Source organism: Clostridium sp. LY3-2 (assembly GCF_024705715.1).
In the GTDB taxonomy this organism is placed as follows: Bacteria; Bacillota; Clostridia; order Clostridiales; family Clostridiaceae; genus Clostridium.
The window spans coordinates 56,087-72,805 of record NZ_JAMDLQ010000034.1 but is presented as its reverse complement, the minus strand read 5'-3'; the positions used below and the strand labels follow the sequence as shown (position 1 = coordinate 72,805).

Here is a 16,719-nt window from a genome sequence, read left to right as displayed (position 1 = left end):
GTACTGACTATAGATAATAAGGATTTAAAAGAATTAAAAGAACTTGATGAAGAATTATATGATTATATATTTTATAAATATATTTTAGAAAAGTAGATTTTACTATTAAAAAGGATGGAGCTAAAAGATAATTGTGAGCTCGATCCTTTTTATTTTAGAGATTTAAGTTTATTTTTATATTTTCTCTTCTAAAATCAAAGAAATTTTTATTTAATTTTGTGATTTGGTCTGGTTTATTTTTAGGAAATAAAATATCTAAAGGTGTTTTCTTACCGTTTTTTGTGTTTTTGAATATAGTATATTTATTTTTACTTTTTGCATAGGTCCAGTAGCCAAAATCATCTAAAATTTTTTCTGTATCACATTTAGATATTAAAAAATATAGTGATTCTTCTTTATATCTATTTGAAATATAAACCTTTACTGTACTATCATTTAAAACTTCATAATTGTTTTTCATATTAGATTCTTTGTAAATATAAAGATTAGATAATCTATTATCTAAGGTATCTCTGTTTTTATGAAAAACTGGAACATTATTGTTTACTCCTAAGAGGAAATTTTGTAATTTTAGTTTTGATTTCTTATTTATTACTATATAGGAATTATGCTCTTTGCTCCAAGCAAGGTGCCAAAAACCATCCCTTTTTATAGGACCTACATTTTTTAAGTCAATTTTGGATTTATAAACTTTTCCTTTCTTATTAGAAACATTTATAAAGCTTTCTCCAATTTTAATATTAAAATAATTTATATTTATTTCTAACACCTCCTTCCATATATTTACAATTATATCAGAAAGTTAAACTATTTGCATAGTAACTAAAACAAAATATTTAGACTTTCATATAATAAATAAGGAGGTTTTTATGTATACTGATGTTAATTTAGATAAAATACCACTAGTTACACCAACTGGAAATGTAGTTTTTTCGTCAATAACGAATGATAGCAATATATTTTATTTGTTAGAAGAACTTAAAATAGAAAATTGTTCTAAAGTGTATAAATATGATGATAATTTTAATTATATAAGCGAAACACTTCTTTGTTATAGGTATAATAATCTCTATTTTAATAATAGTGAGTGTATTTTTTATGGAACTATTAAAGGAGATAATTTAAATATTTATAAATTAGATATTTACTATGAATTAATCGGAACTATTAAATTAAATCCAAATACAAAGTATTTTGGGGAAATTTTAGGAATCTCATTTAATTGTTGTTATGATACTATAGTTGTAACTTATAGAAATTTCATATTAGATTATAATAAATCAGGGGAAGTTGTTAATATAATTAGTACGAGAACTTCTAAATTTATCTACTGCTTAGAAATAGCACCTTTAAGGTGCATCATAGAAAAGAGGCAAAGTGATCAAATATTTATTATTTCATCTGATTGTGGTTGCATTAATATAAATATTAATGAAAGAGAAAATCCAAGATCTCAAACATATAGTCTTTCTTTTAAAAATAAGAAAATTAAATTTTTTACTTTATTTAATGATGGAAATAAGTCCTATGTAAGAAGGTTTGCTATTTGTTTAAGTGATCTTCCTCTTTGCCCATATATGTGTAATTTAGGGGATAACAGCGTATGTAAAGACAGGTACCCTGCATGCACTTGTGTTGTTTGTAAAAATGATAATACACCTTGTAATAATAAATGTAATTTAAAAAATGATGATATAGAAAAGTCTATAGCAAATATAGAGAACTCTATATCTAAAATATTAAATTCAGAAAGTTTAAAAATTCAAAAGGTTTTAGATGAAGTTTGTAGTGTAGATGATATATTAATGGTTAACGACTCGGTTTTAAGAACTATTAAGGCTATTAAGGAATTAGAGGAAGTATTAGTTAAAAAATTAAAAGTAAATAGATGTGATGATTATTTTGATTTATAAAATAAAAGCTATGCACTAGAAATTAGTGCATAGCTTTTTAAAATTCTAAATGGTAAAAGTCTTTATATTCTTTTATAAAGAATATATCAATAAGTAAGGTTAAGAATTCTGCAAATGGAACTATTAGCCAAAGTCCATCAATTTCAAATAGTGCAGGGAATATTAAAGCACCTATTATTACAAATAAAAAGGCACGTGCAAAAGAAATTATTGCAGAAATTTTTCCGTTTGATAAAGATGTGAATAAACCAGATGCAAAAACATTAAATCCAACAGCTAAAAAAGCGAAAGAAAAAATATAAAGTCCCTTTAAAGCTAAAGAATAAGTATTATTTGAAGGATCTACAAATACTTGAACTATTCCTTTTGCAAATGTTATTGAGAAAATAAATATAAAAACAGAAGAAATGGCTAAGAAGTATTTTGAATACTTAAGAACTTCTTTTAATTTTTTATAATTTCTAGCTCCATAGTTATAACTAATTATAGGAGACACACCAGCTGAAAATCCAAGGTATGTTGAAATTAATAAAAAGTGAGCATACAAAATTATTGTAAGGGCAGCTACACCGTCTTCTCCTGCGTATTTTAAAGCTAAGTAATTAAAAAGTAGTGTTGTTATACCAGTTGATAGTTCAGTTACCATTTCAGAAGATCCATTTATACATACATCTTTAATAATTCTAAAATCAAATTTAGGTTTAACAAATTTTAAAGTTGATTTTTCACGTCTAAAATATAATAAACCAATTAAAAGAGAGATTAAAGCTCCAAGACCTGTAGCTAAAGCCGCGCCACCTATTCCATATCCAAAAATTACGATAAAAACATAATCAAGTACAATATTAATTACACCACCTATAATTGATATAAAAAGACTAAACTTAAAATCTCCATCTGTTCTTATAAAGAATTCAACTAATGACTTTATTACAAATACAGGAGTGAAAAAAGCTATTATGACTCCATAAGTTATCGAATAATCGATAAGTCTATCAGTTGCACCTAAAAGATAAGATATATCTTTCATAAAAAAGCATAAAATAAGACCTAAAATTAAGCTAAATACAAATGAAAAAATCATTAACGCTGAAAAAGTGTTTCTTGATTCTTCAATCTTTTTTTCTCCAAGTTTTATAGCTATTACAGCACTTCCTCCAGTTCCAATCATAACGGCAAAACCAAACACTAAATTAATAAGTGGAAGTACAATGTTTATACTTGCTAAAGCGTCAGAACCAACGAAGTTTGAAACAAATATTCCATCAACTATAGTATAGATTGATATAAATACCATAGAAATAATTGCAGGCATTACGAACTTTAAAAATTGTGAAAAGGTTAGTTTTTTGCTAAAAATATTTTCCATATTACATTTATGTCCCTTCTTTAAATTATAATAAAAGTATATAATGTATAGTAACTATACAGTCAAGGAGATTTTATTATGGAAAAGGATATAAGTAAGTATATTAAGATAAGTGACTTTGCAGATTTATGCAAGACAAACAGAAAAACATTGATCTATTATGATAAAGAAAATATTTTTAAGCCTAAATATAAAGATTCTAAAGGATATAGATACTACCATATTTCACAGTACGATAGTTTTAGTGTTCTTATGCAACTAAGAGAAATAGGTGTATCTTTAGGTGAGATAAAAGAATACTTAGATAATAGAAGCCCAGAAGAATTCTTAAATCTTTTAAATAAAGAAAGAGAAAAAACTAAACTAAAAATAAAAAACTTAAATAATATTATTAAAAATGTAGAAAATAAAATAAGTACTACAGAAGAAGGAATAAATTCATTAACTAAAAAAGAGCCATATATTGAATTTTGCAAAGATGAGTATTTTAATACAGTAGATATAGGAAATTATTATTTTGATGGAATAATTAAAGGTGTGACAGAACTAGTAAATAAAAATGAAAGAGAAAATATAATTTCTGGTTTTCCAATTGGTGCAATTGTTTGGAAAGAAGATATATTAAAGGGTAACTATTTTAATATAAGTAAGTTAATCATGAAGGTATCTAAAAATGATAATTTTAACTTTTCGAAGAAAGAGAAGGGATTGTATGCAGTAATTAACCATAGCGGCCCTTATGAAGAAACTAAGAAAAGCTATAAAAAATTATTGAGATTCATTTTAGAAAATGGTTATGAAATATGTAGTGATTCTTATGAAGAAGGACTTTTAGACTATTTATCTACGAGAAATGAAAAGGAATTCTTAACTAAGATCTCAGTTAGAATAAAAGAATATGAATAAAAAATGAATAAAAAAAGACTACCAATTTACAAATAGATATGTTATTATCATATCTATGTTATTAAAAAAGTAACCACAGATGCCCCATAAATAACGTAAATTTACGGGGTAATATCTATTATATTATTATTAAAGATAAGAGTCAATAGAAATTTAAATAAATTTTCTAATCTACTATCTAAGGAGGAAATTCTATGAGTAAAAATACTAAATATATATTTGTAACAGGTGGAGTTGTTTCTGCATTAGGAAAAGGAATAACAGCAGCATCACTTGGAAGACTATTAAAAAATAGAGGATTAAATGTTTCAATTCAAAAGTTTGATCCATATCTAAATGTTGACCCAGGAACAATGAGTCCTTACCAACACGGTGAAGTTTTCGTAACTGATGATGGAGCTGAAACAGACTTAGACTTAGGTCACTATGAAAGATTTATTGATGAAAATCTAACACAAAATAGTAATGTTACTACAGGAAGAATATACTGGTCAGTAATATCTAAAGAAAGAAGAGGAGAATATCTTGGAGGAACAGTTCAAGTTATACCTCACATAACAAATGCAATTAAAGAAAGAGTATATAGAGTTTCAAAAGAGAGAGATGTAGATGTTGTTATTACAGAAATCGGGGGAACAGTTGGAGATATAGAATCACAACCATTCCTAGAAGCTATAAGACAAGTAAGAAGTGAAGTTGGACCTGAGAATGTATGCTTTATACATGTAACTTTAGTTCCATACCTTGGAAAAGCTGGTGAGTTAAAAACTAAACCTACTCAACACTCAGTTAAAGAATTAAGAAGTATCGGAATTCAACCTGATATAATAGTTTGTAGATCAGAAAAAGAATTATCAGAAGATATTAAAAATAAAATCGGTTTATTCTGTAATATCGAAGGAAGAGCAGTTATTCAAAACTTAGATGCAGAACATCTTTATGCAGTGCCTTTAATGCTTCACAACGAAGGATTAGATAATTTAGTTTGTGAGAAATTACACATAAAAACTAGAGAAATAGATAATAGTGCTTGGGAAGATATGGTAAGCAGACTAGTATCTTTAAAGAAAAATGTTAAAATAGCTCTAGTTGGAAAATATGTAGAATTACATGATGCATATATTTCAGTAGTAGAATCTTTAAGTCATGGTGGACTTGATAACGACGCAAATGTAGAAATAGAATGGATAAATGCAGAAGAAATCGAAGGAAAAGATATAAACAAATACCTTGAAGGAGTAGATGGAGTATTAGTTCCTGGAGGATTTGGTGATAGAGGAGTAGAAGGAAAGATAGAGGCTATAAGATGGGCTAGAGAAAATAAAGTACCTTTCTTAGGAATCTGTCTTGGAATGCAATGTGCAGTTATTGAATTTGCAAGAAATGTAGTTGGATATAAAGATGCACATAGTTCAGAGTTAAACGAAGAAACTACTCACCCAGTTATTGATATAATGCCAGAGCAAAAAGATATAGAAGACCTTGGTGGTACTATGAGACTTGGATTATATCCTTGTAAATTAGCTAAAGATACAAAAGCTATGGACTCATATAAAGACGAAGTTATCTATGAAAGACATAGACATAGATATGAGTTTAATAACGAATATAGAACAGAGATAGAAGAGGCTGGTATGACTATTTCAGGAACTAGTCCAGATGGTAGACTTGTTGAAATAGTTGAAATAAAAGATCACCCTTGGTTTGTAGCTGCACAATTCCACCCAGAATTAAAATCAAGACCAAACAGACCACACCCACTATTTAAAGAGTTTGTAAAAGCAGCAATAGAAAATAAATAAGATTATTTAAGCAATTAACTTTTGTTAATTGCTTTTTTCTTTATTATGAAAATTATTATAATATTGCAATACATAATCTATAAATAAAAATATAAATTTGAATAATATGTTGAAAATATGTAGTAGAAAAAGAAATGGTTTTTATATACAATATATTATAAGGAAATGAAAGTGGGGGAAGAAAATGTTATGTGTCAATATTGTTTTTAGATGCGGAAATACAGTAGATGAAAATACTATAATAAAATATTTAGAAGAGAAAAAGTTTGATAATGCAACTAGAGAAAAATTAAAGGGTTTAGAAGATTTCATTTCATTTAAAGGGAGAAATACGAAAGAAGATTTAATATTAAGGGTAGTAGATGTTACTAATTTTAAAATAGATTTTTTAAATCTACAAAATATATTAGAAAAAATATCTAAAAACTCCTATATAGATGAAGTTAAAAATATATACTTTTATGAGTGTAGTGCAAAAGAAGATAGTAAAATACTATCATCTTTTATTGATAATATAAAAAGTGAAGCAAAAGACGATTATGTTCTATTTATAAAAGATAAAGATGAGGTTAAAAAGAATAAAATAGATTCATTATACCTAAGGGCTTGTACTTGCCTTAAAAAAGAAAGAGTTTTTTTAGTGAATTCTTATGAAAAAAATATAGTTAAAATTGCAGAAAATATAGCAGGAATTAATTATTTAAATTATAAATTTGAAGAATATAAAAAAGAATTAGAAGAAATATTCGATGAGTATATAGTAAAGGCTATATATATGATAGTAAATAAAATAAAGCTGCAAAATAGAAATAAAATATTTGATAAAAAAGAGGATGATATAACTGATTTTGAAATGATAAATATAAAAAAAGATTATCTAAAACAAATAGATTATGAAATAAAAATAATAGAAAAAACATTAGATAATGAAATAATAAAGATAAACTCTAAATTCGATTTAAATTTAGAAAAATTTGAAATTTTAAAATACAGCTTTAAAGATGAAGTTGAAACAGATGAAAGTAAAATATCAAAACTCTATGAAGAACTTCTAAAAAAAGATAATGAAAAAGAAGGAAGGATTTTTAAAAAATTTAAAAAAGATAAAGAAGTTGTACAAACAAATACAGAAGAGATTGAAAAGTATTTAATTATTGAAGGTTTAAAGTATAAGATGTCCATAAAAAATAGCATTAATGATTATAAAATTAAAGAAATTTTAAAAAAAGAGTAGATTTTCTACTCTTTTTTTAAGTGCGTTTAATTATCCCTTTCGTTGACAATGAAAAATAATTATGTGAAAATATAATAAAATTGGAAAATGTCGAAAGGTGAGGGGGACAAATTGAATAAAAGGAGATTTTTGAAGTTTTGTATTATTTTTATGGTATTTATCACTTTTTCTGTAGTTATAAGCGAAGTGGCTTTTGCAAAGGAAAAGGACAAGTATCTTAAATTTAAAAACTTAACTATAAATAATGGATTATCACAGGGGTCAGTCTACTCTATATATCAAGATGAAGAAGGATATATGTGGTTTGGAACTAATGATGGACTAAATAGATATGATGGCTACAACTTTACAGTTATTAAGGGTACAGAAAATGAAGAAAATACATTATGGCCAGGTATAATCGGGTCTATTGTTGAAGATAGAGATGGTTATCTTTGGATTGGCTCTAGTTCTGGACTTAGTAAATTAGATAGAAAAACATCTACAGTACAAAGAATCTACAGTGATATAAATGATCCTAAAAAAATATCAAATAAGCATATTTGGGATTTGTTTATAGATAGTAAGGGTAACCTTTGGATAGGAACTGAAAATGGATTAAATAAATATGATAGTTCTACTGGTGAATTTAAAAAATATTTCTTTGGAGATGTAAATAGCAAAACTTTAAGCAGGAATTTTATAACTGGAATTTGCGAAGGTATAGATGGAACTATTTGGGTAGGTACAAAGGAAGGGCTTAATAAAGTTGATATAAATTCAGATAAGGTTACTCGAGTAGAAAGTAAGAAGTTTAGTGAACTAGAAGAAGCTACTATTACAAAACTATATAGAGATACTTTTAATAATCTTTGGATAGGCACACAATCTAGAGGTATTTTCAAGTATAACTTAGACAATAAGAAATTTGATGATTTAAAAAATATAAATAAATTATATGGGTCTGAAAAATACGCTATTAATAGTATTTATGAAGATTTAAACGGAGACATTTGGATTGGGAGTAAGGGTGGACTTATTAAATATTCTCATTCTGACGGAAGCACAAATGTTTATACTAATAATCAATACGACTCAGACTCGTTAGTAAATACTAGTGTTCAAAGTATATATAGAGATAGAGAAGGGTTAATGTGGATAGGTACTTATAGTGGTATAAGTATTTTAAATCCAAATCAGTACTTTATAAATTATAAAAAGAGACCTTTTGAAGATAATTCCTTAAGTGGTAACTCAATTGGAGGGATTTATGAAGATAAGGATGGGACACTTTGGATAGGTACAAATAACAACGGTTTAAATGCTTATAATAAAAAGACTGGAAAAGTTAAACAATACACATTTGATCCTAAAAATAAAAATTCTATTCCAAGTAACACTTTGTTTCAAGTAACAGGAGATAGTGAAGGAAATATTTGGGTTGCTACAAAAGATGGGATGGCGAGTTTAGACCCAAGGACTGATGAAATAAAAAGATATTACCACTTAGATAATAAAAATTCATTAATTCATAATGACGTTCGGGATCTTTATTTTGATAAAAAGGGTCAGCTTTGGATAGGAACTCGTGATGGGTTAGATGTTTTAGATCCAAAGACTGGGAAATTTACAAATTTAAACAATATATTTATAGACAATAATGTAGGAGAAACTTACGTTAGAAGAATATTTGAAGACTCTAAAGGAAACTTCTGGTTTGGAATGGGCTGGAATGGCGGCTTAATAAAATATAATCCTGATTCTAAAAAAGTAAAAGTTTATAAAAATCAATCAGGTAATCTAGAGTCTTTAAGTAATAATGCTGTTAAAGGGATAAATGAAGATAAAAATGGTTTTATTTGGGCTACAACCTCTTATGGAATATGTAAGTTAGATCCAAAAACTGATAAATTTACGACGTATACTGAAAAGAATGGTTTAGCAAATGATTATACATATGGCATATTAATTGATAATTATAATAATTTGTGGATAAGTACAAATGGTGGCTTATCTAAGTTTAATCAAAAAACAGAAACCTTTGATAATTACACGGTGGTAGATGGACTTCAAAGTAACGAGTTTAATGGTACAGCTGAATTTAAAAATAAAGATGGGGAAATGTATTTTGGAGGAATAAATGGAGTTACAGCATTTTTTCCAGATGATGTTAGAAGAGATGCAAAAGATGATGTAAAGGTAACAATATCTAGCTTTAAGGTTTACAATAACAATGATATTAAATTTAGTGATGATATAAGCCTTAAAAACAATGAAAATACTTTTTCAATTGAATTTTTTAAGCCCTATTATAGCAATTTAGGAAAAAGTAACTATGAGTATATGCTTGAAGGCTTTGATAAAGATTGGATATATTCAGGGCAAAGAAATTATGTAAGTTATACAAATTTACCATCTGGACATTATAAGTTTAAAGTAAGAACTAGTAATGGGATGGGTGAAGTTAGTGATGTACGCGAATTTAAGATTAACATAAAAGAAGCTTGGTATAAAAGTAAAGTAGCTTATGTTATTTATTTAGCAATAATTTGCGCTATTGTATTTTTTACTGTAAACTACGTTAAAATACTTGGCGGTTTAGTTAGAGTTAGAACTATTCAATTAAATAAAGAATTAGTTGAAAAAGATACTTTAAATAAGGAACTAATAAAAGCAGAAGAATTTAGAAACACGTATATAGTTAACTTATCTCATGAATTAAGAACACCACTTAATGTAATACTATCGTCAGAGCAGTTAATAACAAGTTTAAATAACTCTGAAAAAGGTATTAAAAAAGATGATATAAATAGATATATGGGAATTATTAAAATGAATTCTAATACCTTATTAAAGGTTATTAATGATTTAATAGATAGTTCTAAAATAAAGGCAGGACAATATAGATTAAAATGTGAAAAAGTAGACATAGTATATCTTTTAGAAGAGGTTGCACTTTCTATGAAAGTTTATATTGAGGAAAATGGACTAGATCTTATAATAGACCCAGATGTGGAAGAAAAGACAATAGTCTGTGACCCTACAGAGATTGAAAGATGCATTATAAATCTTATTTCTAATGCTGTGAAATTTACACCAGAGGGTGGTAGTATTTATATTGGATTTAAAGATAATGGAGATACTGTAGATTTAATTGTAAAAGATACTGGTATCGGAATATCAAAAGAAAACCAAAACGTGATTTTTGATAGGTTTGCCCAAGTTGAAGCGATAGTATCTAGTAAGCATTGTAGTAGTGGTATAGGGCTTACTTTAGTTAAGAATTTAGTTGAACTTCATAATGGTAAAATATCCGTAGAGAGTGAAGAAGGAAAGGGTTCTAAATTTATAATAACTCTTCCTGTAAATTACGAAAATAAAGAATAAGTATAAGAGAAGTTAGAATAATTCTAACTTCTTTTTTAACGTATAGGAAAGTATAAAATTATAATTAGAATAAATTTGAAAGTCAACATTAAAATAAGGTTTTTCAAGTCAAAAAGTGAGGTTATTAGATAGTGTGGCAGAGCCACTTTTTTTATTTTATGAAGATATAATAAAAACATAAATTAAGTAAATAATAAAAAGTGAAAGGTTCAAGAAAATTATAAATAATATTAATTATTTCTTAACAACTACTACAGATAAATGTAGTATTATGTATATAAAGAAAGAAATTTAAGGAGTGATAAAAATGGAAATAACAGCACAAGGACAAAAAATTACTATAAGAGGGGCAGAGGTTAGGGTAGGAGAACAAGCACCTGATTTTGTAGTATATGATAATGATTTAAAACCTGTAAAATTAAAAGATACAGAAGGTAAAAGAGTATTTTTAACTGTACCTTCATTAGATACACCAGTTTGTGATTTAGAAGTAAAAAGATTTAATAAAGAAGCTGCAAAATTAGAAGATGTAACTATTTATGTAGTTTCAATGGATTTACCTTTTGCACAAAAAAGATGGTGTGGACTTGAAGATGTAGAAAATGTTAAAACTCTATCAGATTACAAAGATAGAAGCTTTGGTGAAAACTATGGAGTATATATAGAAGAAATGGGACTTTTAGCTAGAGCAACATTCATATTAGATGAAAACAACAATGTTAAGTTTGTTGAATATTGCAAAGATATAAGTGATCATCCATCTTACGATGAAATTTTAAAAGCATTAAAAGAACTTTAATTATTTAAGTGTACTTAGTATCAAAAGAGATACAAATTTCTATAATATAGTGAGAGATTAATATAAAGGAAGTATTATATGAACCCACTAATAAATATGCTTATGAACGGAATGGGTCCTATGATGGGTGGTATGAATCCTCTTGCAGGCCTAATGGGTGGTATGAATCCTAATATGGGAGGAATGCAAAACATGATGGGCGGTATGCAGAATATGATGGGAGGCATGCAAGGTATGGGTGGAAATCCACTATTAAATATGCTTATGAACGGATTTTCTGGAATGCAAGGAAATAGGATGAATCCTATGCAAAACGGAATGAATAATAACATGAACCAGAATATGAGAAATAATAATATGAACTCTAATATGGGAAATAACATGAATGGTAACATGGGAAATAACAACATGATGGATATGTTATTAAACGCGATGCAAAATGGAAACATGCAACCTCAAAACATGCAAAATGGGATGAATAATCAAAACAGAAGCATGAATGGGAACAACGTAGATGTTAACGAGCTACTTAATATGCTAATGAATAACGGTGGAAATTACAACCAAAATATGGGCGGTAACATGAATAATAACATGAACGGTAATATGAATGGAAATAATGGGAACGGTAGAAGAAGGCATAGAAGGTAGGTTAAAAGGAAACTGATTAAATCAGTTTCCTTTTTGATGAATAAAGTATTGATAAATGCTAAAAATATTAAAGTAATTAATATTAAAGAGGTGTTTATCAATGGATTTAAAAGGAAGTAAAACAGAAAAAAACCTTATGGAGGCTTTTAAAGGTGAGTCTGCAGCTAGAAATAAGTATACTTTTTATGCAAAAGAAGCTAGAAAAGAAGGATGTAACGTTATAGCAGATGTTTTTGAAGAAACTGCCCACAACGAAATGGCACACGCTAAAATATGGCTAAAGCTATTAAATGGTGGTGAAATGCCAAATACTTTAGACAATTTAAAAGATGCATATAGCGGAGAAAACTACGAATGGACAGATATGTATAAAGAGTTTTCAGAAACAGCAAAAGAAGAAGGCTTTGAAAAAATAGCGTTTTTGCTAAATGAAGTTGGAAAGATCGAAAAAAAGCATGATGAAAGATATAAATTATTATATGAGTTATTAAATTCAGGAAAAATTTTTAAAAAAGATAAAAAGGTAGAGTGGAGATGTCAAAACTGTGGTTACATATTTGAAGGGGAAATAGCCCCTGTTAATTGTCCAGTTTGCGATCATCCTAGAGCATTCTTTGAAATAGTTTTAGAAGATTTTTAAAACCTTAGCATGCTTAAATAAACTAAGCATGCTAAATTTTTTCTTTACTTTATAACCATATAGTTATATAGTTATAAAGTGGAGGTGGAATATGAAAACAATAGATTTAACAAATGGAAAAATTATAAATTCTTTAGTAAAATTATCTCTTCCTATAATAATTACAAATTTTATTCAAACAGCCTATGGTATGATTGATATGATTTGGATTGGAAGACTTGGTAGTGATTCAGTAGCAGCTATTGGAACTGCAAGCTTTTTTATTAATCTTGCGCTTGCAATTTTCACATTAGTTCTAATTGGTACGGGAGTAAAGTTATCTCATGCTATAGGAAAAGATGATAGTGAATCTAAAAGCTTTTATATAAATAATAGTATAGTATTAACTCTTATAATAGGAATAGCTTATACTATATTTTTATGTATATTTAAAAAGAGTTTAATAGGATTTTATGATTTGAATAATCAATACGTAGTAAATATGGCAGAAAATTATTTAGTATTATCTTCCCTTGGAATAATATTTATGTTTTTTAATTCACTATTTACTACTATTTTAAATAGCTATGGAAATAGCAAAATACCATTTAGGGCAAATACTATAGGTTTTATTTTTAATATGGTATTAGACCCGATTTTAATATTTGGAGTTGGAAATTTTAAAGGCCTTGGAGTAAGTGGCGCTGCTATAGCTACCCTTATAGCAAGGATTGTAGTTTTATTAGTTTTTGTTTTTATATCATATAAAAATATAAAAAATATATTTAAAGACTTTAAATTAGATTTAAGAAGAGCATTTGAAGTAATAAAGATGGGAGTGCCTATAACTCTTCAAAGAGTAACTTTTATTTTAATTTCTATGGTAATTGCAAAAATAGTAGCTAATTTTGGAGCGACAGCTATTGCAGTTCAAAAGGTTGGAGTTCAAATAGAGTCAATTTCCTATATAACAATTGGAGGACTTCAAGGTGCAATAGCAGCTTATGTAGGGCAAAATTATGGTGCTAAAAAATTCGATAGAATTAAAGAAGGATACTTTAGGGGACTTATTATGACAATTGCTTTTGGAAGTATAGTTTCCTTTATATTTATTTTATTTCCAGAACCAATATTTAAAATATTTTTAAATTCTAATGAAGCTCTAACTATGGGTTCAAGTTATATGAAAATACTTGGTATATCACAAGTATTTATGTGTATGGAACTCTTTACTGTAGGGGCTTTTAATGGGATAGGGAAAACATTTATACCGCCTATAATAAGTGTGATTTTTAGTGCGCTTAGGATACCTTTTGCTATAATTTTATCAAAGAGCTATCTATTTGGAATAGATGGTATATGGTTAAGTATTAGTATAAGTAGTATATTTAAAGGTGTAATACTTGTTATATGGTTTATGTTTAATTTTAAAAAGTTAAAAAAAGAGGTGCAATAATATGGATAAATTTTTGAAAATGATAAACGAAAATAATTTTAAAAGTAAATTTAAAAAAGGTAATTTTGGAATAGAGAAAGAAAATATACGGGTAGATAAAAATGGAGAAATTGCATCTACAGATCATCCAAAGATATTTTTAGAAGATAATGAATTTATAAAAAGAGACTTTTCAGAAAGTCAAATAGAACTTGTAACGCCAGCTGTATCTACTGTTTTAGAAGCTTATAATTATATTAGAAATCTTCATAATATAGCTTCTTTAGAACTTAATAGTGGTGAGTATCTTTGGCCTCAAAGTAATCCACCTGTAATTACAGATGTTAATAAAATAAAGGTTGCTAAACTTAATAATTTAGAAGAAGTTAAATATAGAGAAAACTTAATGCAAAAATACGGTGCAAAGAAACAATTAATAAGTGGAGTTCATTTTAATTTCTCCTTTAAAGAAGATCTTTTAAAAGATATATATAATACTCTAAACTGCAATAAAACATTTAGAGAATTCAAGGATGATTTATATTTTAAAATTGGAAGAAACTTTTTAAAGTATAAATGGTTTTTAGTTTATTTAACTGGTGCAAGCCCAGTTTTTCATAAAAGCTACTGTAATAAATGTACTAAGTCAAGTGAGAGAATAGGAAGAGAAGATTATTACTTAAAGGGAATCTATTCTTTAAGAAATAGTAAATGCGGATATAAAAATAATGAAGATTATTATGTATCATATAATGATTTAAATAGTTATGTAGAAGATGTTTATAGATTAATCCAAGATAAATGCATTCAAAGTGCAAAAGAATACTATAGTCCTATAAGATTTAAAACAAAAAATCCTAAAAATGTTTTAGAGAATTTAAAAAAGGATGGAGTAGAGTATATAGAAATAAGGATGTTAGATTTAGACCCTACGGAGCAATGTGGTGTTTCACTTGATACTTTATATTTAATGCATTTATTTCTTTTATATACTGCTTTTAAAGATGATGAAAAATATACTATAGAAGTACATAATGAAATAATAGAAAATGATAATAAAACTTTAGATAATAAAGATGAAAAATTTGTAAAAATTGATGGGAAAGATGTCTTAATTGAAGAAGCAGGGTTTAAAATAATAAGTGAACTCCAAAAAATAGTAGATACTTTATTTCATGGTGATGAGGAATATAAAAAGGTTTTAGATATAGCAAAGATAAGATTTTTAAAACCAGAGACTACAATTTCAAGTAGAATTATAAAGGATATAAGAGAAAGTAAGTACTCAGATTACTTTATAGACCTTTCTAAAAAATATTTAGAAGAAAGCAAAAAAGAAGCATTTAAATTAATCGGTTATGAAGATTTTGAACTATCAACTCAAATTTTAATTATTGATGCTTTAAAAAATGGAATCAAATTTGATATTTTAGATAGAGATGAAAATTTTATATCTCTAAACTATAAAGGACATACTGAGTATGTAAAACAAGCAACTAAAACTTCTAAAGATAGCTATATTACGGCATTAATTATGGAAAATAAACTTGTGACTAAAAAAGTTTTAGAAAAGAATAATATAAGAGTGCCTAAGGGTGGATATTATGAAAAAATAGATGATGCTTTAGAAGATTTTTATAAATATGAAAATAAGGCTTTAGTTGTAAAACCTAAAACAACTAATTTTGGAATAGGAATTAGTATATTTAAAGCTTCACCTTCTTTTAAAGATTATAAAAGAGCAGTTGAAATTGCATTTTCAGAGGATAGGTCTATTTTAATTGAAGAATTTATAGAAGGTAAAGAATATAGATTTTTAGTTATAGAAGATGAAGTTGTAGGAATACTTCATAGAGTTCCTGCAAACGTAACAGGAGACGGAGAAAAGACTATAAAAGAACTTGTAGAAATTAAAAATATGGACCCATTAAGAGGAAAGGGTTATAAAACTCCTTTAGAAAAGATAAGTCTTACAGAGATAGAAGAAACATTTTTAAAAGAATCTAATAAAGATTTTAATTATATTCCTAAAAGTGGAGAAGTAGTTTATTTAAGAGAAAACTCAAATATTAGTACTGGTGGGGATAGTATTGATTTTACTGATGATATAGATGAAAGTTATAAAAAGATTGCAATAGAGTGTGCTAAAACTGTAGATGCTAAAATTACTGGTGTAGATGTAATGATTAAAAATATTAAAGAAAAAGCAAATATAAATAATTACGGAATAATAGAAATTAACTTTAATCCAGCTATCCATATTCATTGTTTCCCTTATAAAGGAATAAATAGAAAGGTTTCTGAAAAGGTATTAAAGTTATTATTTAAGGAGATTAATTTTAATGAAAGATACGGCATGTGAATTTTTTAAAGCATTAGGTCATCCACTTAGAATTCAGATAGTAAAGGAATTATATGATGGACCTACTTGTGTATGTCATATAAACGATAATATAGAATCTTCTCAAGCAAACATTTCAAAACATCTTAGGATTTTAAAAAACGGAAATGTTTTATCTTGCAAAAAGGTTGGAATGTATACTTACTATAGTCTAACTGATGAAAAAATTAAAGATGTTGTAAAGATTGTTGAAGAAATGATGAAATAAAATGTGAGGTGCTTTA

General features: G+C 26.8%; 13 protein-coding genes. 11 read left to right on the top strand and 2 right to left on the bottom strand.

The window, feature by feature from the left end:
- Positions 1-154: 154 nt before the first annotated feature.
- Positions 155-769 (bottom strand): hypothetical protein, encoded by a 615-nt coding sequence (locus tag M4I33_RS11585; protein ID WP_257916938.1) that lies wholly within the window; start codon positions 767-769, stop codon positions 155-157.
- A gap of 100 nt (positions 770-869) precedes the next feature.
- Here M4I33_RS11585 and M4I33_RS11580 point away from each other — a divergent pair, with 100 nt between their 5' ends.
- Positions 870-1,913, top strand: coding sequence for a hypothetical protein (locus M4I33_RS11580; protein WP_257916937.1), 1,044 nt, complete (start codon positions 870-872; stop codon positions 1,911-1,913).
- A 37-nt stretch (positions 1,914-1,950) separates the two neighbouring features.
- On the opposite strand, the gene M4I33_RS11575 is transcribed toward M4I33_RS11580, so the two are convergent.
- Positions 1,951-3,282 (bottom strand): MATE family efflux transporter, encoded by a 1,332-nt coding sequence (locus M4I33_RS11575; RefSeq protein WP_257916936.1) that lies wholly within the window; start codon positions 3,280-3,282, stop codon positions 1,951-1,953.
- Between the two features lie 78 nt (positions 3,283-3,360).
- Between M4I33_RS11575 and M4I33_RS11570 the strand changes: the two genes are divergently transcribed.
- From M4I33_RS11570 to M4I33_RS11525, 10 genes are all read left to right on the top strand, one after another.
- Positions 3,361-4,188, top strand: a complete 828-nt coding sequence (locus tag M4I33_RS11570) for a MerR family transcriptional regulator (RefSeq protein WP_257916935.1) — start codon at positions 3,361-3,363, stop codon at positions 4,186-4,188.
- 194 nt (positions 4,189-4,382) lie between these two features.
- Complete coding sequence (locus M4I33_RS11565; protein WP_257916934.1) at positions 4,383-5,990, top strand: CTP synthase; 1,608 nt, start codon at positions 4,383-4,385, stop codon at positions 5,988-5,990.
- Positions 5,991-6,174: 184 nt separating this feature from the next.
- Positions 6,175-7,224, top strand: coding sequence for a hypothetical protein (locus M4I33_RS11560; RefSeq protein WP_257916933.1), 1,050 nt, complete (start codon positions 6,175-6,177; stop codon positions 7,222-7,224).
- Positions 7,225-7,335: 111 nt separating this feature from the next.
- Positions 7,336-10,590: a two-component regulator propeller domain-containing protein gene (locus M4I33_RS11555; protein ID WP_257916932.1), complete on the top strand. Its 3,255-nt coding sequence runs from the start codon at positions 7,336-7,338 to the stop codon at positions 10,588-10,590.
- A gap of 307 nt (positions 10,591-10,897) precedes the next feature.
- Entirely contained in the window at positions 10,898-11,389 is a 492-nt protein-coding gene (tpx, locus tag M4I33_RS11550; protein ID WP_257916931.1) for a thiol peroxidase, read from the top strand.
- A gap of 78 nt (positions 11,390-11,467) precedes the next feature.
- Complete coding sequence (locus M4I33_RS11545) at positions 11,468-12,040, top strand: hypothetical protein (protein WP_257916930.1); 573 nt, start codon at positions 11,468-11,470, stop codon at positions 12,038-12,040.
- A 100-nt stretch (positions 12,041-12,140) separates the two neighbouring features.
- Positions 12,141-12,680: a rubrerythrin gene (gene rbr, locus M4I33_RS11540; RefSeq protein ID WP_257916929.1), complete on the top strand. Its 540-nt coding sequence runs from the start codon at positions 12,141-12,143 to the stop codon at positions 12,678-12,680.
- A gap of 91 nt (positions 12,681-12,771) precedes the next feature.
- Positions 12,772-14,115, top strand: coding sequence for an MATE family efflux transporter (locus M4I33_RS11535; RefSeq protein ID WP_257916928.1), 1,344 nt, complete (start codon positions 12,772-12,774; stop codon positions 14,113-14,115).
- Position 14,116: 1 nt separating this feature from the next.
- Positions 14,117-16,456: a bifunctional glutamate--cysteine ligase GshA/glutathione synthetase GshB gene (gene gshAB, locus M4I33_RS11530; protein ID WP_257916927.1), complete on the top strand. Its 2,340-nt coding sequence runs from the start codon at positions 14,117-14,119 to the stop codon at positions 16,454-16,456.
- Positions 16,437-16,703, top strand: coding sequence for a helix-turn-helix transcriptional regulator (locus M4I33_RS11525; protein ID WP_257916926.1), 267 nt, complete (start codon positions 16,437-16,439; stop codon positions 16,701-16,703). The genes gshAB and M4I33_RS11525 overlap by 20 nt, the downstream gene beginning before the upstream one ends.
- The last annotated feature ends 16 nt before the right edge of the window (positions 16,704-16,719 follow it).